This is a genomic window from Aeromonas sp. 9A, assembly GCF_963900955.1.
Taxonomy (GTDB): Bacteria; Pseudomonadota; Gammaproteobacteria; order Enterobacterales; family Aeromonadaceae; genus Aeromonas; species Aeromonas salmonicida.
Window position 1 is genome coordinate 2,022,061 of record NZ_CAWRFG010000001.1, and the last position, 25,042, is coordinate 2,047,102.

At 52.2% G+C, this 25,042-nt stretch carries 21 protein-coding genes; 5 read left to right on the forward strand and 16 right to left on the reverse strand.

Going from position 1 to position 25,042, the window contains the following annotated elements:
• Nucleotides 1-49 precede the first annotated feature (49 nt).
• A complete protein-coding gene (locus AACX78_RS09590; RefSeq protein WP_159166053.1) occupies nucleotides 50-670 on the reverse strand; it encodes an acyl carrier protein phosphodiesterase in 621 nt (206 codons plus the stop codon).
• 142 nt (nucleotides 671-812) lie between these two features.
• Nucleotides 813-1,715: a lysine exporter LysO family protein gene (locus AACX78_RS09595; RefSeq protein ID WP_034523538.1), complete on the reverse strand. Its 903-nt coding sequence runs from the start codon at nucleotides 1,713-1,715 to the stop codon at nucleotides 813-815.
• 531 nt (nucleotides 1,716-2,246) lie between these two features.
• On the opposite strand from AACX78_RS09595, the gene AACX78_RS09600 reads away from it, so the two are divergent.
• The 4 genes from AACX78_RS09600 (at nucleotide 2,247) to AACX78_RS09615 (ending at nucleotide 5,631) form a co-directional block, all read left to right on the forward strand.
• Complete coding sequence (locus AACX78_RS09600) at nucleotides 2,247-3,017, forward strand: ABC transporter ATP-binding protein (protein ID WP_005310133.1); 771 nt, start codon at nucleotides 2,247-2,249, stop codon at nucleotides 3,015-3,017.
• A 49-nt stretch (nucleotides 3,018-3,066) separates the two neighbouring features.
• Nucleotides 3,067-3,840, forward strand: coding sequence for an ABC transporter substrate-binding protein (locus tag AACX78_RS09605; RefSeq protein ID WP_005310135.1), 774 nt, complete (start codon nucleotides 3,067-3,069; stop codon nucleotides 3,838-3,840).
• 354 nt (nucleotides 3,841-4,194) lie between these two features.
• Entirely contained in the window at nucleotides 4,195-4,935 is a 741-nt protein-coding gene (locus AACX78_RS09610; RefSeq protein ID WP_159166054.1) for an ABC transporter permease, read from the forward strand.
• Nucleotides 4,936-4,938: 3 nt separating this feature from the next.
• Nucleotides 4,939-5,631 carry an ABC transporter permease gene (locus tag AACX78_RS09615; RefSeq protein ID WP_005310139.1) on the forward strand — a complete coding sequence of 231 codons (693 nt, stop codon included), beginning with the start codon at nucleotides 4,939-4,941 and terminating at the stop codon, nucleotides 5,629-5,631.
• 52 nt (nucleotides 5,632-5,683) lie between these two features.
• On the opposite strand, the gene AACX78_RS09620 is transcribed toward AACX78_RS09615, so the two are convergent.
• From AACX78_RS09620 to AACX78_RS09680, 13 genes are all read right to left on the reverse strand, one after another.
• A complete protein-coding gene (locus tag AACX78_RS09620) occupies nucleotides 5,684-6,997 on the reverse strand; it encodes a capsule biosynthesis protein (protein WP_159166055.1) in 1,314 nt (437 codons plus the stop codon).
• Between the two features lie 7 nt (nucleotides 6,998-7,004).
• The gene (locus AACX78_RS09625) at nucleotides 7,005-9,092 is read right to left on the reverse strand and encodes a capsular polysaccharide biosynthesis protein (RefSeq protein WP_159166056.1); all 2,088 of its coding nucleotides are present in this window, start codon (nucleotides 9,090-9,092) and stop codon (nucleotides 7,005-7,007) included.
• A gap of 27 nt (nucleotides 9,093-9,119) precedes the next feature.
• Nucleotides 9,120-10,178 carry a galactosyltransferase-related protein gene (locus AACX78_RS09630; protein WP_321167812.1) on the reverse strand — a complete coding sequence of 353 codons (1,059 nt, stop codon included), beginning with the start codon at nucleotides 10,176-10,178 and terminating at the stop codon, nucleotides 9,120-9,122.
• A gap of 37 nt (nucleotides 10,179-10,215) precedes the next feature.
• Nucleotides 10,216-11,073: a hypothetical protein gene (locus AACX78_RS09635; RefSeq protein WP_159166057.1), complete on the reverse strand. Its 858-nt coding sequence runs from the start codon at nucleotides 11,071-11,073 to the stop codon at nucleotides 10,216-10,218.
• A 54-nt stretch (nucleotides 11,074-11,127) separates the two neighbouring features.
• On the reverse strand, nucleotides 11,128-12,183 hold the full coding sequence (locus AACX78_RS09640; protein ID WP_159166058.1) for a hypothetical protein: 1,056 nt from the start codon (nucleotides 12,181-12,183) through the stop codon (nucleotides 11,128-11,130).
• Nucleotides 12,183-14,810 carry a CgeB family protein gene (locus AACX78_RS09645; RefSeq protein ID WP_159166059.1) on the reverse strand — a complete coding sequence of 876 codons (2,628 nt, stop codon included), beginning with the start codon at nucleotides 14,808-14,810 and terminating at the stop codon, nucleotides 12,183-12,185. Before AACX78_RS09645 ends, AACX78_RS09640 begins: the two co-directional genes overlap by 1 nt.
• Before the next feature lie 98 nt (nucleotides 14,811-14,908).
• The gene (gene wecC / locus AACX78_RS09650) at nucleotides 14,909-16,165 is read right to left on the reverse strand and encodes a UDP-N-acetyl-D-mannosamine dehydrogenase (protein ID WP_159166060.1); all 1,257 of its coding nucleotides are present in this window, start codon (nucleotides 16,163-16,165) and stop codon (nucleotides 14,909-14,911) included.
• 72 nt (nucleotides 16,166-16,237) lie between these two features.
• Nucleotides 16,238-17,413: a non-hydrolyzing UDP-N-acetylglucosamine 2-epimerase gene (wecB, locus tag AACX78_RS09655; RefSeq protein WP_096118476.1), complete on the reverse strand. Its 1,176-nt coding sequence runs from the start codon at nucleotides 17,411-17,413 to the stop codon at nucleotides 16,238-16,240.
• Nucleotides 17,414-17,465: 52 nt separating this feature from the next.
• Nucleotides 17,466-18,425 (reverse strand): CgeB family protein, encoded by a 960-nt coding sequence (locus AACX78_RS09660; protein WP_310012280.1) that lies wholly within the window; start codon nucleotides 18,423-18,425, stop codon nucleotides 17,466-17,468.
• Between the two features lie 89 nt (nucleotides 18,426-18,514).
• A complete protein-coding gene (locus AACX78_RS09665; protein WP_087755953.1) occupies nucleotides 18,515-20,173 on the reverse strand; it encodes a polysaccharide biosynthesis/export family protein in 1,659 nt (552 codons plus the stop codon).
• A gap of 7 nt (nucleotides 20,174-20,180) precedes the next feature.
• Nucleotides 20,181-21,374, reverse strand: coding sequence for a sugar transporter (locus AACX78_RS09670; protein WP_159166061.1), 1,194 nt, complete (start codon nucleotides 21,372-21,374; stop codon nucleotides 20,181-20,183).
• 31 nt (nucleotides 21,375-21,405) lie between these two features.
• Nucleotides 21,406-22,056, reverse strand: coding sequence for an ABC transporter ATP-binding protein (locus AACX78_RS09675; protein WP_159166062.1), 651 nt, complete (start codon nucleotides 22,054-22,056; stop codon nucleotides 21,406-21,408).
• A gap of 4 nt (nucleotides 22,057-22,060) precedes the next feature.
• Nucleotides 22,061-22,861, reverse strand: coding sequence for an ABC transporter permease (locus tag AACX78_RS09680; RefSeq protein ID WP_159166063.1), 801 nt, complete (start codon nucleotides 22,859-22,861; stop codon nucleotides 22,061-22,063).
• 832 nt (nucleotides 22,862-23,693) lie between these two features.
• Here AACX78_RS09680 and AACX78_RS09685 point away from each other — a divergent pair.
• Nucleotides 23,694-24,218 (forward strand): acyloxyacyl hydrolase, encoded by a 525-nt coding sequence (locus AACX78_RS09685; RefSeq protein ID WP_159166064.1) that lies wholly within the window; start codon nucleotides 23,694-23,696, stop codon nucleotides 24,216-24,218.
• 96 nt (nucleotides 24,219-24,314) lie between these two features.
• Here AACX78_RS09685 and AACX78_RS09690 read toward each other — a convergent pair whose 3' ends face one another.
• Nucleotides 24,315-24,956, reverse strand: coding sequence for an energy-coupling factor ABC transporter permease (locus AACX78_RS09690; RefSeq protein ID WP_159166065.1), 642 nt, complete (start codon nucleotides 24,954-24,956; stop codon nucleotides 24,315-24,317).
• Nucleotides 24,957-25,042: the final 86 nt, after the last annotated feature.

The following is a 25,042-nucleotide window of genomic DNA, read 5'->3' on the forward strand; positions in this document are numbered from 1 at the left end:
ACTGGTTCAGTGCGCCTTTATCTGCAAACCGGACCCTGGGTCCGGTTTTTTATGGCCGCAATCCCGCGTGGCCGCCTGTCTCTCGATAGTGGGCGAGCTGCTGCTCGCTAAATGCCATCAGTTGGGGATAGAAGCGCAGAAAGCCCAGCTCGCAGGTGTGCCAATCCATCTCATCCAGGGTGGTGAGGGCATCGCCGAGCAACACAGGGCGGCGCAGACGATGGCCTATGCCGTTGAGGGCCCGGCCCAGCCCCTCTTTGTGACGATAGGAGGCAATCCAGTTCTGCTCCGCCATCCGTTTCAGTGCCGCTGGCAAGCCGTCTGCCAGCAGCAGGTGATCTGCCAAGAGCTGGTCGTAGCTGCGCTGCAAAAAGCGGTGCAGAGGCTCTGCACAAAACTGTGACCAGTACACACTGAGCCAGTGGTCGTAGAGCATGTCCACCAGTATGCCGCCAAAGCGGCGCCAGGGCGCTTCGAAGCAGGCCACCGCCGCCCTGTGCTCCGGGTGGGCATCGGTGAAGGCATCAATCTTGCGATGCAGCCAGATCCCCTCGTCGAATTCGGGGGCGAGGGTGCTTGGCAGCGGTCCCTTGATAAAATCCCCCAGCAGATTGCCGGTGAGGGAACTTCGGGTATGGGCAGCCAGATGCAGATGAGCCAGATAATTCATGGGGCTAGGGTTGACCAGCAAATGAAAACTGAGGGTGAGCCTAGCGGATCCGGCTCTGCTTGCCTATGGCTGGCGAACCGGCGGCAAGGGGTTGGCACAAAAAAGCCCGACACTCGGGTCGGGCGTGATGGGGTTGGCAGGTTTAAATGGCCAGGAAGCCCAGGATCAGGATGGGGCCGAGCAGGCTCAGGATAAAGCCTGAGACAATCGCCACCGGCACTACCTGGATGCCACCGGATTTCTGAATGACCGGCAGGGTGAAGTCCAGCGCAGTGGCGCCACCGTAGCCGATGGCGGCAGAGGGGTGGCGGCGCATCAACATGGGGATGATGAGAATGGCGATAAGCTCGCGACCCAGATCGTTGATAAAGGCGGCGGAGCCGAGCACAGGCCCCAGCTTGTCGGCCACCAGAATGCCCGACAGCGAATACCAGCCGAAGCTGGAGCTGATCGCCAAGCCATGACTGAATGGCATGCCGAGCAACTGGGCTGCCAGCAGACTGCCCAGCCAGCTGCTGACGATAACGGTGAAGGCGATTTTCATGCCCCAGGGATTGAGCAGGATCTGGCGCAGTCGCATGCCAGAGTTGCGCATCTGCACCCCGATCAGCAGCAGCAACAACATCAGGGCCCACTCACTCAACTTGTCGATGGGCAAGATCCGCAGATCCACCAGCAGTCCCAGCAGCACGCCCCCCAGTACCACGAAGCAGAGCTGGAGTGATTCCCACAGCAGGTGCAGCTTGCTCGGCATCTTGGCGTCACTCGCCTCATGGGTCGGCGGGCTGCGTTTGTCGAGCCACCAGAGCGCCAGCAGGTTGCAGAAGGTAATCGCGGCCAGCATGACACCGGCCACCTTGAAGATCACCGCAAGGTTGCTGCCCAGGTTCTCCACATAGGCGAGCCCCAGCCCCATCAGAAACAGGATGAGATAGACCATCTTGCCCAGCGACTGATTGACCAGCTTGATGAGCCGGGCGGAAGAGAGGGGGATCAGATAGCCGATTGCCAGCGGCAGCAGGATCAGCAATACATTGAGCAACATCGGGGCCTCGATCACAAAACTGATAAAAATGACACCTTATCACTACTTATTGGCTCTGTGTCACATATCTGTGAGTTTGGATGTTTCATCCGGGGCTTTTTTATCAAGTTGTTATGTTTTTGGTGCAAATCCATGCACTGATGTGGCGCAGTGGCTCGCCTTGGTGCAGCAGGAGAATCGACGAGTCAGCCCACTTTTCAACAAGATGCAAACATCCGCAGGGTGAATAAAGCTGCTTGGGTACGGTTATGACCATGATGCAGGAATTTTCTTGCCACCCTTGCGATGTGGGTATAAAAAGGCGGTGTTGCCGTACTGGTCTGGATAGGGTTTTATGCAGACAAAGTGCTGAAAAATACCGATTAGACCAATAAAAATACAGACAAAACACCAAAGACCACCGTTCTGTATTGTTTTTTGACTAGTCGAGTGATATTTTCGCTGAAGGTTGCCATCGGTTAACTTTTTGTTAAATGGACGATGGCTGAGTCACGCCGTAGCGGCGTCTAGGGACAGACAAGGTTGTAATGGATGAGCGACGTTGCCGCACTGGAAGTTCGTGAACTGCACAAGTATTTCGGCACCCACGAAGTGCTCAAGGGCATCGACATGACCGCCCACAAGGGGGACGTGATCTCCCTGATCGGCTCCTCCGGCTCGGGGAAGTCGACCTTTCTTCGCTGTATCAATTTGCTGGAAACACCCTCTTCCGGCACGGTTTCGCTTCATGGCGAGCTTATCCGGATGAAAACCAACCGGGCTGGCGAGCGGCTGGCGGAGGATGTGCGTCAGGTGGAGCGTATCCGTAGCCGTCTGGCCATGGTGTTTCAAAGTTTCAACCTCTGGTCGCACATGACCATCATGCAGAACATCATAGAGGTGCCTATCCAGGTGCTGAAGATCCCCCGCGCCGAAGCCATCGCCAAGGCGGAGCATCTGCTCAATCGGGTGGGCCTGTGGGAGCGCCGGGATTACTACCCGGGTCACCTCTCCGGCGGTCAGCAGCAGCGTGCGGCCATTGCCCGGGCGCTGGCGGTGGATCCCGAAGTGATGCTGTTTGACGAACCCACTTCGGCGCTCGATCCCGAGCTGGTGGGTGAGGTGCTCGGCCTGATGCGTGAGCTGGCCGAAGAGGGGCGCACCATGCTGGTGGTGACCCACGAGATGTCGTTTGCCCGTGATGTGTCGAACAAGGTAATGTTTTTGCATCAGGGGCGCGTGGAAGAGGAGGGCAACCCCAAGGAGATTTTCGCCCATCCCAAATCGGAACGGTTCAAGCAATTTATCTCTTCCATCTATTGATGGGCGGGATCCAACGTTAACAGTCGACGATTTTATCAAGGAGAGATACATGAACAAGCTGATGCTGGCGACTGCCATAGTGACTGCCCTGTCTTCCGGTAGCCTGATGGCCAAGGAGTGGAAAGAAGTGCGGATCGGGGTGGAAGGTGCTTATCCTCCCTTCTCCTGGACCGAGCCCAGTGGCGAAGTGAAAGGCTTTGACATCGATATCGCCAACGCCCTGTGCGCAGAGATGAAGGTGAAGTGCACCCTAGTCAAACAGGATTGGGACGGCATCATACCGGCGCTGCTGTCGCGCAAATATGACGCCATCATCGCCACCATGGACATCACGGAAGAGCGCAAGAAGAAGGTGGACTTCACCCAGAAGTACCAGCACATTCCGGCTCGCTTCGCCGCCAAGAAAGGCACTGACGTACAGCTCGACAAGGCCTTCATGGATGGCAAGGCCGTGGCGGTGCAACGCGCTACCTCCATGGATACCTACATCACCGACAACTTCCCCAACGCCACCATCAAGCGTTACGGCACCGCCGATGAAGCCTACCTCGATCTGAAATCCGGTCGCGTCGACTATGTGCTGGCCGATTCCGCTGCTATCACGGATGGTCTGCTGAAAAAAGAGGGCGGTGACGGCTTTGAATTCGTCGGCCCGAAACTGACCGATCCCAAGTGGTTTGGTGAGGGTGCCGGCATCGCCGTTCGCAAGGCTGACAAGGATCTGAAAGAGAAATTCAACACGGCGATCCTGGCCCTGCGCGCCAACGGCAAGTACAAGGAAATCAACGACAAGTACTTCGAATTCGACGTTTACGGCGAATAAGCAGATAGACGTTTACGGCGCGTAAGAAAGCGACGTCTACGGCGAATAACAACCGAACGTCGTCTACGGCGGATCATCAACCCCCCCTCCTGGCCTCCCCTTCACAAGGGGGAGGCGTTGCAAACTCCCTCCCTTGTATGAAAGAGCCAGGAGGAGGCTTGGGGTCCTTGCGGTGCCGACGGCGAACCAGGAACGACAGGCTGACTGCCGTCAGTCGTCATATCGGGCCCGTTATCTCCTGCAAGGAGTGATGGGCCTGCTTGATTGCAATGGAGCTGCATATGTGTGGTTTTAAAGAATATGGAGCCTCTGCTTGGGAGGGGCGAGCCCACTCAATGTGCAATGGAGCTGCATATGTTTGATTTGAAAGGATACGAAGCCTCCCTGCTGGAGGGCGCCTGGGTCACTCTGGAAGTGGCGCTGGCCTCGCTGCTGCTGGCACTGCTGCTGGGGATGCTGGGGGCGCTCGCCAAACTGTCGCCCTACAAGTGGGCCAGGGGCATTGCGACCACTTACACCACCGTCATTCGCGGCATTCCCGATCTGGTGCTGATGATGCTGCTGTTCTTCGGCGGTCAGGTGCTGATCAACAGCGTCTGTGCCTGGGTCAACGAGACCTACAACAACTTCTTGCTTGAGAGCAATCCCAATCAGGAGTGGGTCTCCCTGCTGCCTGATTACATCGATATCAGCCCGTTTGCGGCCGGGGTCGCCACCATAGGTTTCATCTTCGGTGCCTACATGACAGAGACATTCCGCGGCGCCATTCTGGCGGTGGACAAGGGGGAGCTGGAAGCCGCTCGCGCCTTTGGCATGCGGGCGACCCAGGTCTTTGTCCGGATCCTGTTTCCCCAGATGATGCGCCATGCCCTGCCGGGGTTTGGCAACAACTGGCTGGTACTGCTCAAGACCACGGCGCTGGTCTCCATCATCGGCCTCGATGACATGGTGCGCAAAGCGTCCCTGGCGGCAGGCTCAACCCAGTTGCCCTTCACCTTTTACATGGCGGTGGCCCTGATCTTCCTGATCTTCACTGCGGTTTCCACCTCGGCACTGAAATGGGCCGAGCGTCACTATGCGATAAAGACGAGGTAAGCCATGGATTTCTCAATCATTCTCAAAGAGTGGCCTACCTACTGGCAGGGGCTTTACACCACAGTGCTGCTGGTGGCTGCATCCCTCATACTCGGTCTGGCGCTGGCGGTGCCCATGGGGATACTGCGCAACAGTCGCAACTGGCTGATCAAGGGGCCGATCTGGGCTTATATCTACTTCTTTCGTGGCACCCCCTTGCTGGTACAGCTCTTTATCATCTACTACGGCGCTGCCCAGTGGGAGTGGCTGAAAAACAGCGCAGCCTGGACCCTGTTTGCCGAAGCCTGGTTCTGCGCTTTGCTGGCGTTCACCCTCAATACCGGCGCCTACACCGCAGAGATAGTGCGCGGCGCCGTGCTCAACATGCCCAAGGGGCAGATTGAAGCGGCCAACGCCTTTGGCATGAGCCGCTGGCAAACCCTCACCCGCATCATTTTGCCCAACTCGTTTCGCCGTGCGCTGCCCGCCTACAGCAACGAGGTGATCTTCATGCTGCAGGGCTCGGCGGTGGCTGGCATCATCACCATCGTCGACCTGACCGGCGCCGCGCGGATCATCAATTCCCGCTACTACAGCCCGTTCGAGGCCTTCCTGACCGCAGGCCTGCTCTACATGCTGCTTACTTTCGTCATCGTCTGGCTGTTCAAGAAGTGGGAAGCCCGCTGGCACGCCCACCTGCGTCCCCGCAGCCTGTAACGACCATAAAAAAAGCCCGCAAGTGCGGGCTTTTTTGTGGGTGAGTGGGGGTCTAGAGCAGCGCCATCGGTGTCAGCATCTCCTCTGACAGCAAGCCAAAGGTACCCAGTGCACCTATGGCCCCGATGAGACAGGAAGATAGTCGGGAAGCGACCCCCTGTTTGGTGGGCGCCACCTGTTCACTGTGTCGATGGATCTTCTGCATCACTGCCATGGCGCTGAGTTCAAGATGGCGATAGAAGCTGGCATTGAGCTGGGTCAGATGCAGCAGTGATTGTCGCATCCGCTCGAAGGTGTCGCTGCACACCGGGCTCTGCTTGTGCCAGAACTTCTCAAGGGTGCCACGGGTGGTGAGACCCGGCAGATCGTACAGGGCGCGTCCCATGCAGAAGGTCGGCACATCGTGCAGCAGTGCGGAGAGACCGACAGTGCTGTTGATGGTAATGACCCCCTTGAGCAGGGGATAGAGGGCCGGCAGCGGCAAGTCATAACCGTAGAACACCCGCCCTTCCAGCCCGAGCAGCGTCACCAGGCGGTTGATCTGGGATTGGTAGCTGACGTAACCCCTGTCCATGGGGTGATGTTTGAACAGCAAGACATCCTCACTGCGAGCATGTCGGGCAAAGGAGTTCATCACCTGGGCGACCATCTCTTCCACCCCGCTCAGGTCAGAGTGCTCCCTTATCTGAAAATCTTCGGTGACCTGCAGGGGCACGAAGAAGATATGGCCCTTGTGTTGGGGCAGCGCCTTGAGCAGGCGACGATCCGCCCCTCTGTACCACCACTTGACCAGACCGCCCGCCACCCAGCCTTTGGCCTCCTGATAGAGGCTCCAGGGTCTGTGGTTGACAAAATGGGGGTAGCGCCAGTGAAACAGATTCTTGCTGATGTGATAGCGGCTGGCATACCAGGCGCGGCGACCAAAGGTCTTGCCCACCTGTAATGGCGCATCATAAGGGGCGGGCCACTGCATCTCGGCCAGCTGGTCACGTTTGGCATAAAGCGGGCTGAAGGCATTCACCCCCCCTTGCTCCAGCGTCACGTAGTCCGGGCGCAGATAACCCTCTTCCATGGCCCAGACGGCGATCTTCTTCAGCTTGCAGATGCGAATGGCCTGCAGATGGTAATAGCGGCAATCCCCATAGCAGATCAGGCTGTCGATGCGATGACGCTTGATGAAGCGGCGAAAGAAGGTATTCCAGGTGTCCGGCTTGCCGGTGAAACGCTCGTTGTGACCGACGCAAGGCCAGCACTCATCCCCGCCATTGAAATGGATCTTGTAAACCTCATGGCCCGCTTCGCTCAGGGTCTGGCTGAGGGTTTGAAAGAAGGGGCCAAGCGGTCCTTGCAACAACAAAATCTTCATGTACGGCTTATCTCATGAGCTGGGGGAGGGAGGGACGTTGCAGCAGCGTCTGTGTCAGATAACTCAACTTGATCTGCCAGCGCTGCCAGAGGCTCGACTTGCGGGTCGATGACTGCCCCTGCTCTGCCAGCTGGCGGATCAGCTGCTCCGGGCTTATCCAGAGCCCGGTCTGCCAATCGATATAGAGCGGATAGGCGACCAGCGTCAGGTAGACCAGTGCCGCCAATGGCAGGCTGCGCTGGCGCCTGGCAGGGGGATGTGCATCTGTCGTCAGCCCCCAGCCACTGTAGAAGGGCTGACCCCAGGTCGTGACCTTGACACCCTGTACCAGCGCCTCGAACCCGCTGAGCGAGGTCATGGTATGCAGCTCATCCACGTGGGGATAGAGACTGGTCAGCCCAATGTCCAGCACCTGGCTGTCCACACACTCCGCCAGACAGGCAGCCGAGATGGCGCCCGCCCTGTTGCCTGCCACCACATCCGGGTGCGGCTTGAACAGAATGTGCGCCTCCGGTTTGGCGGCACGTACGGCCCACAGCAGTTGTTCATTGCTGCGAATGGTCGGGCTGCCGGTCAAGATGGAGGCATCCCCATCCACCTGGCCGACTACCAGCACCAAAGTGCGGCCATCCGCAGGGGGGGTATAGTGCTGCGGTGCGCTTACGTTGTATTTGCTGACCCTGTGCTGGCGCAGCAGATCGATCAGTGCGCTGCCCCGATTGACGTCGGCCTCGGTCAGCTGCTGGTAGTTGAGCAACTGTTCGAGCCCGCTTGGCATGCGGCTGTCGAAATAGATCCCGACCGGATCGATGGACAAGGAGGAGGGGCGACAGAGGTTGGAGCCAAGCCCCCTGGATCGGATAAAGCCATCTTCCACCCGGATGGCCGAGGTCAGATCCGGGTGGCGGCTGCCCCATACCAGCACCTGCTCATCGCCGGTCAGCCGCTTGGGCGGTGTGCGCACAAAGCGCAGCTCATCGGCCAGGTGGTGACAGAACGCCTGCATAAAGGCGCGCTTCCACAAGGAGAAACCAACCAGATAGAGTCGGCGCCAGCGCGGTGCTGTTCTCTGCTGACGGGCCACTATGGTCAATACCTCTTCTACCTCACAGCGCTGGCCCAGCACGGGATCCAGATAGCGCGGATAGAGGATAAGGGCGGCCGCCGCCAGCTGGGGCAGTGATACCTGAACCTTGCGCCGCTCACACTGCTTGCTGTCAAAGGTCAGCCCCCAACCGGCGTAAAACGGCATGCCGAAGCAATACACCGGCTTGCCGAGCAGCAAGGCCTCAAATCCGAGCTGGGAAGAGACTGTGTAGACAGCCTCCACCCGGTTGAGCAGGGCATGGGGATGGCAGTGATCGGCAACGATTTCCACATCGTCCAGTTGCAGCCTGGCCAGCACGCCGCTCTTCTTGCCAAAGCGGGTGTCTGGGTGAGTGCGCAGCAAGAGGCGGGCATCGGGGTGATTGCGACGTGCCGCCTCCACCATGGCCACAAAATCTGCTTCACTGGCCAGCGCCCCTGGAATGGAGAGATCGCCAGCCACCTGATCCACCAGCAGCACTCTGGGTCTGGCGTCTTGCAACAGGCGCTGTGCCAGCGCCGCTGGCAAACCGCCATGCTCACCTCGCGCAGAAAGACCGGCAGAGGCATCACCCGCCGGGTGAGCCGGGCGTGAGGCGTAGCAGTTGTACTTGGTGACGCCGAGGCGAACCAGCTCACCCATCAGCCGTTGCGCCCGCTCAAGCATGGCGGCGTCACAGGGCGTTGCGACAAGCTGTTCAAGCTGGCTGGGTTGGCGTGCATCGTAATAGATGCCGACGGGGTCGGCGATAAGCGACACCGCCTTGCCACCGCGGGCAGGGTGGCCGATATAACCGATAAAGCCATCTTCCATCTGCCAATAGGGCAAACCCAGGGCCTGGGCTGTTTGTTTAATCTGACGGGTATTGGCCTTCTGGCCCCAGCCCACCAGGGCATCACCGGGCTGGGGAGTGGCATCAGGGGTGAGACGCGCCAATGGCTGGCCCAGGCAGGCGCTGATCTGCGCGTCGCGGGCCAGTATGCCGCCAGATTGTGTCCATAGAGTCATGCAAGTTGCTCAGATTAAAAAGGAAGCTTAGAGAGATGCGGGTTTGAACATGTCTCTGAAAAAAGCACGTGGATTGAGGTAAAGCTTGCGCAGTTTTCGCCATAGGGGGCGCTTGAGCCGAATGCCATCCTGCCAGCGCAACAGCCCCGGATAGTCACGGATGGGATAACCCGCTTCTTCCTGCAAACGGATCATCCACTCCCGAAAGTCCGGCAGCTCTCCATTGAGGTCATTGCAGGGCACAATCGGCCCTTTCAAGGGGCCTCGCTCTGACTCTGAGCGTGACAGCATCTGTTCCAGCAACTGATCGTTGCCTGCCCTGCGCTTGTGATAGGGGTGCGTCAGAGGGCGGGGGTGCCACTGATGCACCAGAAACCGGCCGGCAAACAGATGGGGCAGGGCATAGTAACTGAAATAACGGCGAAACCCCTGATAATCCCCCGGGTGCTGTGCCTTGATATTCAAGCCATAATCATCGGGCCTTGGCCCTATGGGATAATGGCGAGTCAGCCGGTCAATCAGTTCCAGATCCTCGCCACCGTGGCCGACAAACTGTTCGTCAAAGCCCCCCAGTTGCAAAAACCACTCGCGATTGAGCAGCAAGCAACTGCTGGCCAGGGCAATCCCTTCCACCCTGTGATTCTCACCGCGCAGAAAGGATTCCAGGCAGCCTTGAAAATCCCCGTCAAACCGCTCTGTCTCTTCCTTGGTCAGATAGAGGCAGGGGTACATTTCAAAAGCAGAATAATGAATGGAAAATAAATCATGAGTTCTAGAGTGGATTTTTTCAGCAAGATGAGGTGATAGAATTAAATCGGTGTCCATGAAGAACATATATTGTTCTGTCGTGTTTTTAACAGCTAAATTCCGTATTAAACCAGGGGAGTAGACAGTATTGTTAGATTGTATTGTAGTTATCTTTGTGTTTTTACAAAAGTTGATTGCTTCAACATTAGTTGCAATGTTTACGCTAATGTAATTTGAGTTCTTTATAGAGGAAATACAATGAGTCAGTCTCTCTCTAGCAGATACCCCACCTTCTCGGTGAAAAGAGTCTTGAAAGGGTATTATCACAGAAAGCTTCACTATTTATCCTCATAAACTAAGACTGAAAGCTTAACCATCAAAAAGTATTGCTTTTATCTAAAATAGAAAAATCTGAATTATAGAAATGCTTGAAAGCACATTTAAGACGATGAGTCGCCACGTCAAATGTATCCGCATCGTGACCCTGTGCCTTCTTGGAATATAAATCAAAGATAATGTCGGAGTTTATAGTGATTTTTTTCTTTATGGTTGTAACGCCATCTAAGAAGATCTTAAAGTGTGTATCAAAATGATGAGAGTCATATATGTTTTGGATATAGTATATGCTCGGGATGTAATTCTGTTTTTCAAAAATTGAAATCACATTTGTTCTTTCGATAGGAACATCATTGTTATCAAAGTTGTTCTTTATCAGCTCACTATAATGTGAGCCATGGTACTTTTTTATATCTATTTGTGGGTTTTGAACTATTGCTTTGGACCCCTTAAGATACGCAGACATAACTAATGAACTAAAGCCACCAGCAGATGAACCATAAAAAATGGTATTTGCTCTATCAACATTAAGCTGTGATGCTATATGACTTATTATGTTTACAAATTTAACCAATGAATATTGATTTTTATTCCCTAAAAACCATCCTATATTGAATCTCCCTGTCTCTAAGGTCGGATCACTTATAACAATGGTGGATTCAGGAAATTTGTTTGCCCAACTCCATCTATGATAGTAAGGCGGCGTTACTTTTGTTGCATCAATTGCGCCTGGACTACATATAATAAGCTTGTCGGAATTACTCTTTATGCTCATATACAGGCTAAAAGACACTCCGTCTACATCTACATTTAAAATATAATTTTTATCTAAATGAATTGGGTAGTCTTTTCCTGATGAAAAATGATATTTACATGTTTCAATTATATCTAAGTTCATTTCTATCTCATAATTACATGTGCCTGCGAATAGCAGGCACATGGTAACTTATTATCAGTATGATGTGAATGCAATAGATCTTGTATGACAATCTTCACTAAGAATTCTATCGGAATTAGACATTATATCTAATAAAAATAGAGCTCGAGATGTAGCAGAGTAGTCTTTTAAAAATCGCTTTGTTATCAAACTTGATTGCTCTAGAGCAAAGCTGTAATCGTTAGTTATATTCTTAATATAAGGTTTTAGCTCATCAATTGATTTCTTAATTTCAATTTCAGGAAAGACCTCTTTCATATCATCTTCGCCAAGTGCAACAATTGGCAATCCGGATGCTGCATATTGGATAACTCGACTAGGAAATTGGAAGTAGCCGAGTGATTCCAAACCATTGAAGTAGTACTCATCGAGGCCAATGTAGCTTTCAAAGTACTGAGGAATACTTATACCGAATTTAGCTAACCTTAGCTGATCACTAATTTTACCTATATTGATATAACCATCACGTATATTTCCACCATGCATGCCATTGAAATCGCTATCTAGTAATCCGAATATCTTAATATTACAGTCTAGCCCTGCTATTTCTTTGTAGCGCTTATGTCGTACAGCACCATGCATATTACCTAAGAAAATACCATCTGTGGTGGAGTATTCAGGTGCATAGACATTCGGAAGTGCTATGTTATCAGTCCAGAAAGGAAAGTTAACACCTGCTTTATGACCATTCTTCTTATAAAATTTTAAGACACGTTCACTACCGCAGTGCAAGATAATGTCATATTCATCAACAACTGCACCATAACATGTTTTGTAAAGTACGGGGTCATCTGATAGCCAGATCGCAACAGTAGCATGTTGTTTGATTTTTGCTAACAATGCTTTATTGAGATTCATAGGTCTGAACGAGATGACCAGATCAACCGAGCTATCAATATACTTTTCTATAGCCTTCTCCATTATCTCAATATGCTTAGGATCTGAGATCATTGAGTGGCCATGTAAGATAAGATCAGTATATACGACATCATGACCTAATTCAGTAAATGCTCTTTGTAAGCTTTCACACAGATGTCTTTCTAGAATTGTGTCAAACAAAACAATTTTCATTATATCCCCACAGTACTGTTTGTTTTATAAAGGAATGCACTAACTGATGTTTCTTGTGGGTACTCCAATATACTAAAGGGATCATTGGAATATATTTTATGATCACTTTGTTTTTTATGTTTGGCTGATGGAGATAGTGCTGAATTCCATAACTCATAGCTGTCCACATATGAGTGTACGTATTCTTTATTGTTAATTAACAGTTGCCCATTGTTCTCGCAGAAATAACTTCCTTTGGTTATTACGTCGGCATCTGTAAATTTAAATGGTAATAATAAATCGAAAACGTAATTATCAAAATAATGATATTTATCACTCATAAATACAGTGGCGGACAAATTATCTCCATGTATAAGTGATAATGCCTCATTCAAACTATTTACGATTGTAGTATCGCTGCTCGATGAAAAGTGTGAGTTATCACTGATGATAATGATTTTGTTCAAGGTATACTGATTGTAGAGGTTTTGTCTTTCAACTGAAGTCAAGATGCGTTGAATATTTTCTGTGTCACATGCTGATATAATAATATTAAATGACTGCTTTGGCCTTTTAACATCAAATCCAAGTTGATGAGAAATAGACTCTGCTCTATCTAGATAGGTACAATGTGCATGGATATAACGATATCCTAAATGACTTTTCTTATACCAGAACATCTCGTCATTTAGCAGTTTTTCTGCAGCAAGATTAGCTTCGTCTTTAGTCTTTACTGTTAATACAAGACCAGGCAATTGTTCAAAGATAGCTTTTGATGTTGTAGAAATAATAGGTGTTCCTGACGCTAGTATTTCATAAACACGCCTAGACATCATGCTCGGGGAGTTTGTAATGGTATTAACATTTAAGAACACTTTGAATTTCTTATATGTATCCATCATTTCATTAAATGGAATGCTAGGTTTTATATAGTCATTATATACTTCAGGGAATTTATATCTATCACTGTCAGAGTTTGATGCTCTGTCGTAAATAATACCATTTCGACCTTCAAGAGTGGATAGAACAATATCCATCTGATCCCTTCTGTCACCATGATCATGAGCATAATATGTTCCTGCGAAGCATATATCCCCCAAGCACATAGTATTTCTGCCTACAGGATTACAAGCACTAGTTTCTGCTGCAAAAGCTAATCCATATACATTTTCATTGTAGGTGTCTTTTTTGTAGCTGTTTACTTTATTTGTGTCAGTTGTGAAAATAAAGTCACTTTCCTTTGCAATATTAAGAAATGTATCATAGTGCATTGGGTCCTCTTTATTCCAGAAGACTATCGGAATAGACTTTCTTTTTAAAATAGAAAGTACATCTAAAAATCTTTGGGCATTTATATGGGAGAAGTTTGGTGATGTCTGAGCGTATAACCAAGTGCCTTGATTCGCATTCCAGCAGCTCTCCATGAAAAAGAAATCAAAGTCACCGTTTTCTATTTGTTCCACATAACCTTCATAGGAAAGAGGTGTAACATTGAATACTGCAGACCAACATGCATGAGAGATAGGGTCAAGGAGGCTCAATACCTTGATGTCTTGTGTGCTGTCGAAGGCGGATCTTTTTATCCTAGTGTGGGTCAAAGTAGGTGATAGAGCGCGTTCTTTTCGACGCTTTACTTCAGCTCTCAGTTTATATAATTCTACAGGTAATTTAATTATATTCGTTAAAGATTTCTTACTATTAATAAGTGTTGAACCAAGGCGGTAGCTAATGGAATTTCTGGCATTAAAGTTTGCTTTATTTGATTTTGAAAGCTCTTGTTCTAACTTATTAACTTTATTGATTAGCGCAGGGATTGTTTTTTCGGAGCCGACTACGCCGGATAGCGATGCCATATCTTGAAGGGATTCAAAGATAGTATTTTTAAAATACACTCTAGAATTTGGATTCCAAGAACGGATGCCGACTTTAAAGGTCTTAATCGTTGTAGGTAAAGTTACATTACAATGAAAAATATCAAAACCTTCAATGTTGTTGATATATAAATAATATCCTGCAACTGGTGAAAGGCCAAAGCCATTGCCGTTCTTATACTTATCATCTAGTATATGATCACCAAAATCGAAGCATACTAGGGCCGATTGATTACTATCGCCATCGATGCAGCATGGAATATGTATTGATAATTTTTTGCCTGGATTTACGTACTCTTTTAACCACGTTGTATTTACATAACAGGCTCTGGCCATATTGTGATTGTGGTTAACAGTAGAAGATATTGCTTTTAAATTTGTCGGTGAAATATAGTCATTTGACTCACTATTATGCTTCCATTTCTTTATGGTAACCTTAACTCTTTGTATGTCGGAAGGGAATTTTAAGATGTCACTATATGTATTCATTCCCTTCTTTATATGAAGATACTTATAATTACCTAACACAGATGAATTGCTGATATTATTAGCTTTTAATGTATCAAGTGAAGGTTTCGATTCTAAGAAGTCAAAACACATACACATGCCATCTTTTTCATGGCCGAGTGATGAGTCAACAGTAAAGCTAAACGATGTAATTCCTTCATTATTTTCGAAAAGGCCAAGTACATGCCCATCATTTAGTATATTATGGTTATTTACTGTTGTGCATATGCTGTTTTTTGGTTGGTTGTTTCGGCTTTTTCTCTTCCGCATACTTGGTCCCGTATTTCTAGGCTAAATGCTTTCTTATAGTGACATACCATAAAATAGTTTTGCTGGAAGCATATAATGCCTCCAGCAAACATTAAATTTTAATAAGTGGCGTTTACAAAGTCGTAAATAGCTTTCCCTTTAAAATCGCTCTTGGAAAGAGATGTAAAAGAGTTATGTTTGACCAAAATTATAACTATATCCGCTTGCTGCATAGCATCTGACAGAGAAGTCAATCTGACGTTATTACGATTTTCCAGCGTAGCCGGCAGCGCTTCAATATTGGGTTCCACCGCCAGGATCTGATAGGCCGGGTTGTTGGCCAGGGTCTTGGTGATATCCAGGGCCGGGCTTTCGCGCAGGTCATCGATGTCCGGCTTGAATGCCAACCCCAGGCAGGCGATCTTCGGATTGATGATACCGGTGACCGCACTTTCTACCTGCTCCACCACATAGTGAGGCTTGTAGTCATTGACCAGACGCGCCTGGTGGATCATGCGGGCCGTGTCCGGGTTCTGGTTGACGATAAACCAGGGATCGACGGCGATGCAGTGACCACCCACGCCGCAGCCTGGCTGCAGAATATTGACACGGGGGTGACGGTTGGCCAGGGAGATAAGCTCCCACACATTGATACCCTGCTTGTCACAGATAAGGGACAGCTCGTTGGCAAAGGCGATATTGACGTCACGGAAGGCGTTTTCGGTCAGCTTGCTCATTTCGGCAGTGCGCGCTTCGGTCGCGATGCACTCGCCCTTTTTGACAAACATCTTGTAGACCTGGGTAGCAGCGGCGGTACTGGCTGCGTCCATGCCACCGATAATGCGATCGTTCTCAACCAGCTCGCGGATCACCTGACCGGGCAGTACGCGCTCCGGGCAGTGCGCCACAAAGATATCAGGGGTCTGGCCTTCAGCAACGGTATGCGGGAAGGTCAGATCGCTGCGTTCTTCGGCCAACCACTTGGCCATCTGCTCGGTCGCGCCGACCGGAGAAGTGGATTCCAGCACCACCAGGTTGCCCTTTTCCAGCATGGGGGCCAGTGCGCGGGAGGCGCTCTCGATATATCTCAGGTCCGGCTCATGATCTTCGCCCTTGAACGGGGTCGGTACGGCGATCAGGAAGGCATCAGCCTTCTGCGGGCTGGTGTGGGCACTCAGGTGGCCATCTTGCACGGCTTGCTTGACCAGGTCTTCCAGACCCGGCTCAACAATGTGGATCTTGCCCTGGTTGATGGTGTCTACCGCATGCTGGTTGACATCCACACCCACGACACGAATACCGTTGCTGGCGATGACTGCTGCAGTTGGCAAACCGATATAACCCAGACCAACAACGGAGATGGTTTCAAATTTCATTATTTTGTGCTCTCGATAGTAAAACAGGGGGCATCATGCATGCCCCCAAAAGACAGGTATGTAATCTGTAAATCAGGCAACCTGCAGGCTGCTGTCAATCTGCTGGCCCAGGGCGCCGCTCATGCCAGTGACGGCTTCAACGATGCGCTGACTGGTTTTGCCATCCCCATAGGGGTTGTTGGCATGGCTCATCACCTGGTAGGCCAGCTCGTCATCCAGCAGGCGCACCGTCTCTGCCACTATGGTCTCGTCGCAGGTACCGACCAGGCGCACAGTGCCGGCCTTGACGGCGGCAGGGCGCTCAGTGGTGTCGCGCATGCACAGCACAGGTTTGCCCAGGGTCGGCGCCTCTTCCTGAATGCCGCCAGAGTCGGTCAGGATCAGGTAGCTCTGCTTCATCAGATAGACGAAAGGCAGATAATCCTGCGGCTCGATCAGGTGCACGTTGTCGAGCCCCTTGAGGTTGCGGTTGACCGGCTCTTGCACATTGGGGTTGAGGTGTACCGGATAGACGATCTGTACGTCATCCCGTTGGGCCAGCGCAGCCAGCGCCTTGCAGATGCGCTCAAAGCCATCACCGTGGTTCTCACGGCGGTGACCCGTCACCAGGATCAGCTTCTTGCTCTTGTCTAGGAAGGGGAAACGGCTGGCCAGCTCGGCTTTCATGCCGACGTTGTTATCAATGCGGTGGGAAACCTCGATCAGGGCATCGATCACTGAGTTACCCGTCACGAAGATGGTCTCGGGGGCGATGTTTTCCATGATGAGGTTTTTCAGCGAGCTGATGGTCGGGGTGTAGTGTTGATCGGCAATGCCCCCTGTCAGACGACGCATACCTTCTTCCGGCCAGGGAGAGTAGATATTGCCGGTGCGAAGGCCGGCCTCGACGTGACCGACCGCGATGCGGTGGTAATAGGCCGCCAGCGTTGCCGCAAAAGAGGTGGCAGTATCACCGTGCACCAGAATGCGATCCGGCTTGAACTCCGCAAACACGGGTCTCAGGCCTTGCAAAATGGCGGTGGTGACATCGGTCAGATCCTGACCCGGTTTCATGATGTTGAGGTCATACTCCGGCTCGATCTCGAACAGGTTGAGCACCTGATCCAGCATCTCCCTGTGTTGCCCCGTGACACAGACTCTGACGTCAATCTTGCGATTGGCCTGGAAGGCCTTGACGATCGGAGCCATCTTGATTGCTTCCGGTCTGGTACCAAACACAATCAATACCCGCTGCGCTTTTATCGGCATAATAATCACTCCCGTGTGAGTTAATTGGTTTTTCGTATTGTCCCGAAACTACTTAATAAAGACTGAGTTCACTATTGAGCTGTGTCAGTCGGTGTTGCCAGGTGTGTTGGGCTAGCACTATTTCCCTGGCTTGCTCGCCCAATTCGTTTCTCTGACGAATATCTTTTTGTAATTGCACACACCACTCGCGTGCCGCCGTACCATCCTGTACCGCGACGATACTCTTGCCAAAAATGCTCTCCATCGCTATCGAAGGGGTGCTGATAATGGGGCAACCTGCTGCCGCCAACTCGAACACCCGACGGGATAACATGGTCGGCGATTGACTTATCGTATTGAAATTCAAATAAAGCTGATATTGCCGATACGCCTTGGCGACAGATATTGGCGAGATGGCGGGTTTGCAGTATGGCTGAAGTTTATCCGGATAACTGCAACCGTTATTTTTCTGCCAGAAGCGATCGAAAATAATCAAGCCTCTGTCCCGCAATGCATACAGCACATCTTCTTGTGCCCTGCTGCGCTCGGCCAGCTCATTGCCATAATAGCCCCCCAGAAAGGCGATCCCTGGTCCCCGTTCACCGCTCACTGCCGGTTGATACCAGCTTGGCTGTGCGGCAAACATCAGGACACCAACATGCACAAAGGCCTGATGGGGAAGGGCATGGTACCGTTCAAGGGAACCGGCATCCGTGGTATAGACCACATCGAACAGCGCCGCCGCATCGGCAAAGCGCTCGAAATGAAACGGGTCCTCTTTATTCCAGAAAATGGTTGTAATTTTCCGTTTTCGGCAAAATTCCAGTAATTTTCGCAGTTCTGGTTTATTGGGTGAACTGTGCGCATAACTGGCAATCTTGCCTTGCCAACTATTCTTGTAGCCACGCCAGGTTGACTCCACAAACAAAAAATCAGGTTTGAAAAATCTGAGTTTCCATTGCCAGTCGAGCGGGGTGATCTGAATAAGGTCGGCATCCGGGGCCAAGCTGAAAGTCGTGAACTGGTCTGCCACTAAAGCAATACGTGGTCGTTTATTATTATGCAAAGGGATTGACTCACAAGTGAAATAGAGTGGCAGCCGCTGCCACTCTATTCTTGTTATTACAAGAGCACCAGGGCTCTTGCCGAAATGGCGATTTGATAGAGCACCTCGGTAATATCCTTGGTGATCTGCAGCGACTTGGTATCAACCTGAGGCAGCACGAAAATTTCGTCACCCGGCTTGATGGCGATCTCTTTATTGTCCAGATCGCCCTTCTCAATCTGGCTGAAGGTGCCGTCACGATGCAGCAGCAGAATACGGGAGTTGCTGGCTTTCTGGGTAAAGCCGCCGGCCAGATCGATGTAGTCGGCCACAGTGCGCTTGCTGTCCATCAGGATGGCGTTCGGGAACATGACATCCCCGTGCACCATGATGAGGTTGGTCTGGCGCGGAATACGGATGATATCGCCCGGTTCGAGCCGCACATCTTCCATGTTGGTGCCATTGGCGAGCACCACCTGACCGTTGGGCTGAATATCCTTGGCGCGCTCGACCCATTGCATCAGCAACTGTGCTTCGCTGTTGCGCAGTTTGGCTTCCCCCTCGGAAGAGGAGCGGGCGGTCAGGATACTGGCTTCCAGCGCCTTGAGGGAGGAGTTCAGCATCTCCTTCTGGCGCACCTTGACCGAGTCACGATAGAGCTGGATGGCGCTCAAGTCCGCATCCTGGGTCAGTTTCAGGCCATTGAGGATATCGCCGAGGCGGGCGCCGTACTTGAGCACATACTCCTGGGCACTGTCGTGTTCCCCTTCAACCCGCACCGCTATGGAGGCATACCGCTTGTCGGCGATCACTTCCACAGTGTCACCCGAGCTGATCATGTTTTTGGCCAGTTGGGCGTCATTGATGGGGTAGTAATCCATGTGGATATCTTCCCCCTGATTGCGGCTCACCCGAATATGGGTCGCATCGGGATCGGGCCTGGCCATCTGCATCAGCTCGGCCAGGGTGACATGGGGTTTGCTCAGTTCGAACTTGTTGGCGTTCGCAACTTTGCCCCTGACCGTGGTCTGATAGCGCAGCGGTGCCACCACTATGATGTCGCCATCGCGCAGCTGGGTGGGCAGCAGGGTACCATTGACCAGAAACTGGTAGAGGTTGTAGTGGCGCAGTGTCTTGCCATTGCGCTTGAGGGCGACGTCAAGATAACTGCCGCGCTCGGCGGCAATACCGCCCGCTTTGTCCAGAAAATAGAGGATGGAATCCCCTGACTGGCCGGCAAACAGGCCCGGTTGCTTGACAAAGCCGGTCACGAAGATCTTGACCGGCTGGCTCACGTCCAGGGTGGCATAGACGCTGACATTCTTCTGATAGACGGTGGTGACGGCGCCAAGCAGGGTGTCATTCAGTTGTTCGTTACGAACCCCTGCCACCTTGATGGGCCCAACCTTGGGCAGGAAGATATTGCCCTGGTGATCGACCGTCAGGGGCTGATCGAATTCGACCCCCCCCCACAGCTGCACCTGCAACCGATCGCCGATGGCGATGCGGTAATCCGGGTTGAAACCGTTGAAGGATTCCCGGGCAAACTCACCGCGAAACAGCCAGTTGCCAAACACAGGATCCCGGGTCTGGGTATCCGTGATGACCTTGCGCACCGGGGCTCCTTCCTGGGAGATTTCCAGAGCATAAGCGGGTTGCAGCAAGAGGCCCAGACTCAGGGCCAGCAGACTCGGCTTGATATTGAGTGATCTAGTAAAGAAGGTATTCAACGACATACTCCTGTCAGTCCTGATGTTCGCGCAGGGTGGCAAGACCCATCACGACCAGACCGTAGAAAAGGCAAAGCAGAACACCGATGGTGGCCAGGTTGTAGAGACGGCGGGGATATTCGGCCTCTTCGGCCTGACTGGGCTGGCTCACCACCAGCAGGTGTTTCAATTTGCGGTACGCTTCGACGCGCGCCTGCTCCATGCTCACCAGCCCTGTCTTGTAGACGTCGGCGGCCAGCTGGGCTTGAACTTGTACTGCCTGATAGTCGGCATTGACCTCGTTGAGGGACTGCTTCTCGCTGCCGGTCAGGCGATTTTTCTCTTGCGCCAGCTGACGGGTGAGGGCATCGACCCTGTCTCTCACCGCCACCACGTCAGGGGCATTGGCATTCATATAGATTTGCAGCCGTTTAAGCTCGGCATCCTGGCGTACCAGCTCGGCTTCCAGTTCAGACACCACTCCCATCATGGCGGTACTGGTGGCCTCGGGGCTCATCAGCTGGTGCTGGTTCTGGAAGGCCAGCATCTTGGCTTGTTCACCCAGCAGCCGCTCGTGGGAGCGGGCAACTTCGCTCTCTACAAATTTGAGCTGCTCCATCGCCACCTGGCGGCTCAAGCGGTTGATAAAGCCCTCGCTCTCTTTGAGCATCAGCTGGACCGCTTGTTTGGCATAGTCAGGGTCGAAGGCTTGCAGGCTGACGGTCAGCACACCCGAGAGTTCATCCAGACTGACGGTGAGGTGATCCCGATAAAACGCCAGAAACTGTTCGCGGGTGGCATCTTCAGGCAGGCGGGAGAACATATCGGCGTGGTCGCTCTGATAGTGTTTTTTCAGTTGCAGTGCCTTATCCAGGGTGTTGAGCATATCCCAGGACTTGAGATAGTCCTGGATCACCAGCACATCCTGATGATTGCTGCCACCCAGCCCCAGCATGGAGAGCGCATCTGGCAGCATCTTGAGCTGATCTGCCTGCTTGACGATGAGACTCGCCTGGCTGACATAGCGATCGCTGGCAAGGGTGCCGTAATAGAGCACTGCCAGGCTGAAGCAGATCACCACCCAGAGAAAGCTGCCAAGCTTGATGGCTTTTTTCCAGGAGTGATGGGCGACTCGATAGCCCTTTGAATCGATAAGAAACAGCTTGGGGTCACGCTTGAATTTACGCAGCTTGCGTTCAAGCAGGGCGGTCAATTTGGCTTTGGTCATAAAAGTCCGTGGAGATACTTGAAATGGAAGATCAGAGCGTCTGGTAGATGGCGATGGCGTCTTCGATGTCGTCGTGCAGGGTCAGCTGCCCGTTTTGCAGCACTATGCCCATGTCACACTGCTGGCGCAGTGTCTTCATATCGTGGGAGACCATGATCAGGCTGGCGGTTTCCCGCTTCTGGGTGAAGACATCAATGCATTTTTGTCTGAATCTGGCATCCCCCACCGAGGTGATCTCGTCGGTCAGGTAGATATCAAAATCAAAGGCCATGCTGACGGCGAAGGAGAATTTGGATTTCATCCCGCTCGAGTAACCCTTGATGGGCAGCTCATAGTGCTGGCCAATTTCAGAAAATTCCTTAACCCACTCCTCCACCGCCTCGGTATCATGCACCCCGTGAATGCGACAGACGAAGCGGGTATTTTCACGCCCCGTCATGCTGCCCTGAAAGCCGCCGCTCAGGGCCAGGGGCCAGGAGACCCGACTGTGGCGGATCACCTTGCCTTTATTGGGCATATCCATGCCGCCAAGCAGGCGCAGCAGGGTGGATTTTCCGGCGCCGTTAGCACCCAGAATGCCGATGTTGCGATCCCCGGGCAGGGTAAAGCTGACATCTTTCAGCACATAATGGCGGCCAAACTTGGTGGGGTAGTATTTCGAAACGTTATCCAGAGTGATCATCTTGTTAGCTTGCGATTAGTCGTCGATGGCTGAGGCGATAGGCACTCATGGCGAAAGTGAGCAGTATCAGGGTCGTGCTCACCAGATAAGACCAACTACCGCCCTGGGTCTGAAAACCGGCAATCCAGCCCGAGCGGATAAGCTCCAGGGCGTGCACGACGGGGTTCCACAGCAGCAGGTGCTGATAGCTCTGGGGCACGGCCGCCAGCGGAAAGAATACCGCCGAAATCCACATCATGGGGCGCATCAGAATGGGGATCAGCTTTCTCGCCTCTTCGGAGAGGGAGGTGGCGATGCAGAACAAGGTACCCAGCGCAAAGGAGAAGACCATCAGCAGGCCATACCCCGTCAACACGGCGAGCGGGTCTGCAGGCATGGCATCAAAACCAAACCACATCAGCCCCAGGATCAGCACAAAGGCCACCAGCACACCGATCAGGGTTTCCAGCAAGAAGCGGGAAAATAGGGTGGCAAAGGGAGTCACCTGCCGATAACAGAACAGCCCCTTGTTGGCGCTGACGGCAGACTGCAACTGGCTGGCCATGTTTTGGAACATCATAAACGGCAGATAACCCGCCGCGATAAAAACCGGGGCTTCAACCCCGCCAAACCCGTTACGTTGGCGCATCCCGAAGATAAAACAGAACACTGCTATGGCAACTAACGGATCAAGTACGGCCCATGTGTAGCCCATGCGATAGTTGCCGAAACGTGTCTTGAGCTCACGCATCAGCAGGCCGAAGGTGACATCCTTCAGCACTGTCATGGGTGAGCGATGCTGGCTGGATAGAATTGGCTTGTTCAATGGTTGGTCTTTTCTTGCAAAATGGAATGGCGTTGTCTGACAGACATCAAGTGAGATGCAAGCCTATCATGTGCGTTCGATGCAAACGTAACAGCCTGCTGCAGCAGCCGGAATGGCAACGGAATTGATTGTTGGTTTTTTGTTTCTTTTTGGTGTTGTTTTTGGTTGGAAAAGGTGGTATTTCACCATGGCTACCGCACGGAAATGACATAGTCCCGTTCTAAAAACAATCAATTCGTGGTTTTTAAAAACATGAGGATAATAGGAGGGCGCTGCACAACAATGTTGTTCAGAAAATGATCCTGCTGTGCAGGTTGATTACCCCGTGCCCTTTGCGCGTCAATCTGTGACGAGCATCATGCTTTATTTTATTTGAGGCGCATCTTACTTATCAGGTGCGATTGAGTCAACACTCAATAATCAATCTGAGGAATTACGATTAATTTTCAAGTTATTGTTTTATAAGAGTTATTTAATTTTTCATTTAAGTTTAATACTTGCCGGATGAGTATCTATGGTTAAAAAACGACTAATTTAGAATGCTCCTACATAGAGGCGTTTTGTATGTGGTTGTTATTTGACCGATCAAACTGACCAATAGAGTAAATACGTTATCTGGCTATTTTTGTGAGCTCAATTAATAGACTATCGCGGGTATTTATCCTGTGATTCAACTGAAACACCTTCGCCAGCTAGACCAATTCCCTGTAAAAATCTTGTTTTTTAGTTTTACCTGTTTTGTTGACAACTCTGCTCCCCACTGACTATTCCTGAGATGTGCCCATTTGAGTTTGAGAGGGCATGCTGGATAACAAGGACGTTAGGAGGGGACATGCGCGCTAACACACTCTTGCTCTCGGGACTGCTGGCTTCGTTGATAGCCAGCACCGGAGCCATCGCCAATGACAACATTGTTGCCTTGCAACTGGGCACACCATCCGAAAACGAGAAACTCAGCATCTTCACGGCAGACGTCAAATATCATCACATGTTCTGGCGCTGGGGGGATTCCGGCTGCCAGTTTGGCTTGGGCGTGCGTGGCGGCATGCTGAAGGTGGGGGATGAGCGCACTGCCAGATTGGGCACAGGGGCGCGCGCCGAATGTCTGTGGGGGAACTGGGTGGTATGGATCCCGGCTGAGGTGCTCTGGCTGGCGGAGCATGAGTTCGGCCATCGTGGCAATGGCTTCAAGGATTACGGTGGCCCCTTCCAGTTTGCTTCCGGCATTGGTCTGGGGTACGCGATCACCAAGAACTGGCTGATTGGCTATCAGTATGAGCACATGTCCAACGCCAATATGTATGACCAAAACCCCGGCCTGGATACCCACTCCCTGCATATCGAATACCGCTTCTAAGCTCTGATCTTCTTGTTGCAAGGCCCCTGCTCGTCAGGGGCCTTTGCTGTCTGTGGGGGAGTGCTGTGTGGCGGGCAGCGAGCATGGTGCACGCGCTTAGCGCCCCAGGTATTCCCGATCAAAGAAGGTGTTGACCCAGTGGGGGCGGTAGACGGCGAGCAAGGTCATGGTCATGCCGTTGAGCAGGGCTTCGGGGAAGAGCAGCAGCGGCCAGATGGAGAGGTAGTCGGCGCTGATGGTGTGCCACGGATAGGCGCCGCTCATCCCCATCAGCAGGGCGCTGGCGATCATCTTGACTGAGATGCTCAGCGCGCCGCCAAAAAAGGCGACCACGAACAGATAGACGAACAGATGGCGGGGCATCCAGGCCCAGCTCGCCAGGAAAAGCAGCCAGCTGGTAGCGACCGGTAGGGCGATGCCAATCAGTGCCTGCCAGCCGAAATCGGCGAGGGAGGCAACCCCGAAGTAACCCAGAACAAGCAGTGTCAGGCAGGGAGCAAGCAGGGCCAGACGCCACCCCAGCAGCAGGGTCAGGCTGGTGAGGCCGAGAAAATGGACTTCCAGCCCTTCATGCAGGCCGGCGCGCAAGGTCCAGAGCGGGACCAGCACGATGGCGCCGCCAAGGCAGAGGTGCTGATAGAGGGGTTGATCAAGCAGGGTACGCAGCAGGGTGCCACGCAGGCTGAATATCAGCAGCAATACCCAGAGCAGGAGGGCGGCCGCTTGTCCTTCATTCATGGCATCTCCTTGTCATGTGATGGCGCGCTGGGCGGGCAGTGATGCAGTGTCTCAATATCAGCAGGGCTGGCGTATTCCTTGCCAGC

What these genes read in the sequence shown, in the direction of transcription:
- AACX78_RS09620 (WP_159166055.1), bottom strand. Translation starts at nt 6,997, where the DNA reads ATGAAGATTTTGTTGTTGCAAGGACCGCTTGGCCCCTTCTTTCAAACC.
- AACX78_RS09685 (WP_159166064.1), top strand. Translation starts at nt 23,694, where the DNA reads ATGCGCGCTAACACACTCTTGCTCTCGGGACTGCTGGCTTCGTTGATA.
- AACX78_RS09625 (WP_159166056.1), bottom strand. Translation starts at nt 9,092, where the DNA reads ATGACTCTATGGACACAATCTGGCGGCATACTGGCCCGCGACGCGCAG.
- AACX78_RS09635 (WP_159166057.1), bottom strand. Translation starts at nt 11,073, where the DNA reads ATGAACTTAGATATAATTGAAACATGTAAATATCATTTTTCATCAGGA.
- AACX78_RS09640 (WP_159166058.1), bottom strand. Translation starts at nt 12,183, where the DNA reads ATGAAAATTGTTTTGTTTGACACAATTCTAGAAAGACATCTGTGTGAA.
- AACX78_RS09610 (WP_159166054.1), top strand. Translation starts at nt 4,195, where the DNA reads ATGTTTGATTTGAAAGGATACGAAGCCTCCCTGCTGGAGGGCGCCTGG.
- wecC (WP_159166060.1), bottom strand. Translation starts at nt 16,165, where the DNA reads ATGAAATTTGAAACCATCTCCGTTGTTGGTCTGGGTTATATCGGTTTG.
- AACX78_RS09600 (WP_005310133.1), top strand. Translation starts at nt 2,247, where the DNA reads ATGAGCGACGTTGCCGCACTGGAAGTTCGTGAACTGCACAAGTATTTC.
- AACX78_RS09675 (WP_159166062.1), bottom strand. Translation starts at nt 22,056, where the DNA reads ATGATCACTCTGGATAACGTTTCGAAATACTACCCCACCAAGTTTGGC.
- AACX78_RS09595 (WP_034523538.1), bottom strand. Translation starts at nt 1,715, where the DNA reads ATGTTGCTCAATGTATTGCTGATCCTGCTGCCGCTGGCAATCGGCTAT.
- AACX78_RS09590 (WP_159166053.1), bottom strand. Translation starts at nt 670, where the DNA reads ATGAATTATCTGGCTCATCTGCATCTGGCTGCCCATACCCGAAGTTCC.
- AACX78_RS09615 (WP_005310139.1), top strand. Translation starts at nt 4,939, where the DNA reads ATGGATTTCTCAATCATTCTCAAAGAGTGGCCTACCTACTGGCAGGGG.
- AACX78_RS09605 (WP_005310135.1), top strand. Translation starts at nt 3,067, where the DNA reads ATGAACAAGCTGATGCTGGCGACTGCCATAGTGACTGCCCTGTCTTCC.
- wecB (WP_096118476.1), bottom strand. Translation starts at nt 17,413, where the DNA reads ATGCCGATAAAAGCGCAGCGGGTATTGATTGTGTTTGGTACCAGACCG.
- AACX78_RS09645 (WP_159166059.1), bottom strand. Translation starts at nt 14,810, where the DNA reads ATGCGGAAGAGAAAAAGCCGAAACAACCAACCAAAAAACAGCATATGC.
- AACX78_RS09670 (WP_159166061.1), bottom strand. Translation starts at nt 21,374, where the DNA reads ATGACCAAAGCCAAATTGACCGCCCTGCTTGAACGCAAGCTGCGTAAA.
- AACX78_RS09665 (WP_087755953.1), bottom strand. Translation starts at nt 20,173, where the DNA reads ATGTCGTTGAATACCTTCTTTACTAGATCACTCAATATCAAGCCGAGT.
- AACX78_RS09690 (WP_159166065.1), bottom strand. Translation starts at nt 24,956, where the DNA reads ATGAATGAAGGACAAGCGGCCGCCCTCCTGCTCTGGGTATTGCTGCTG.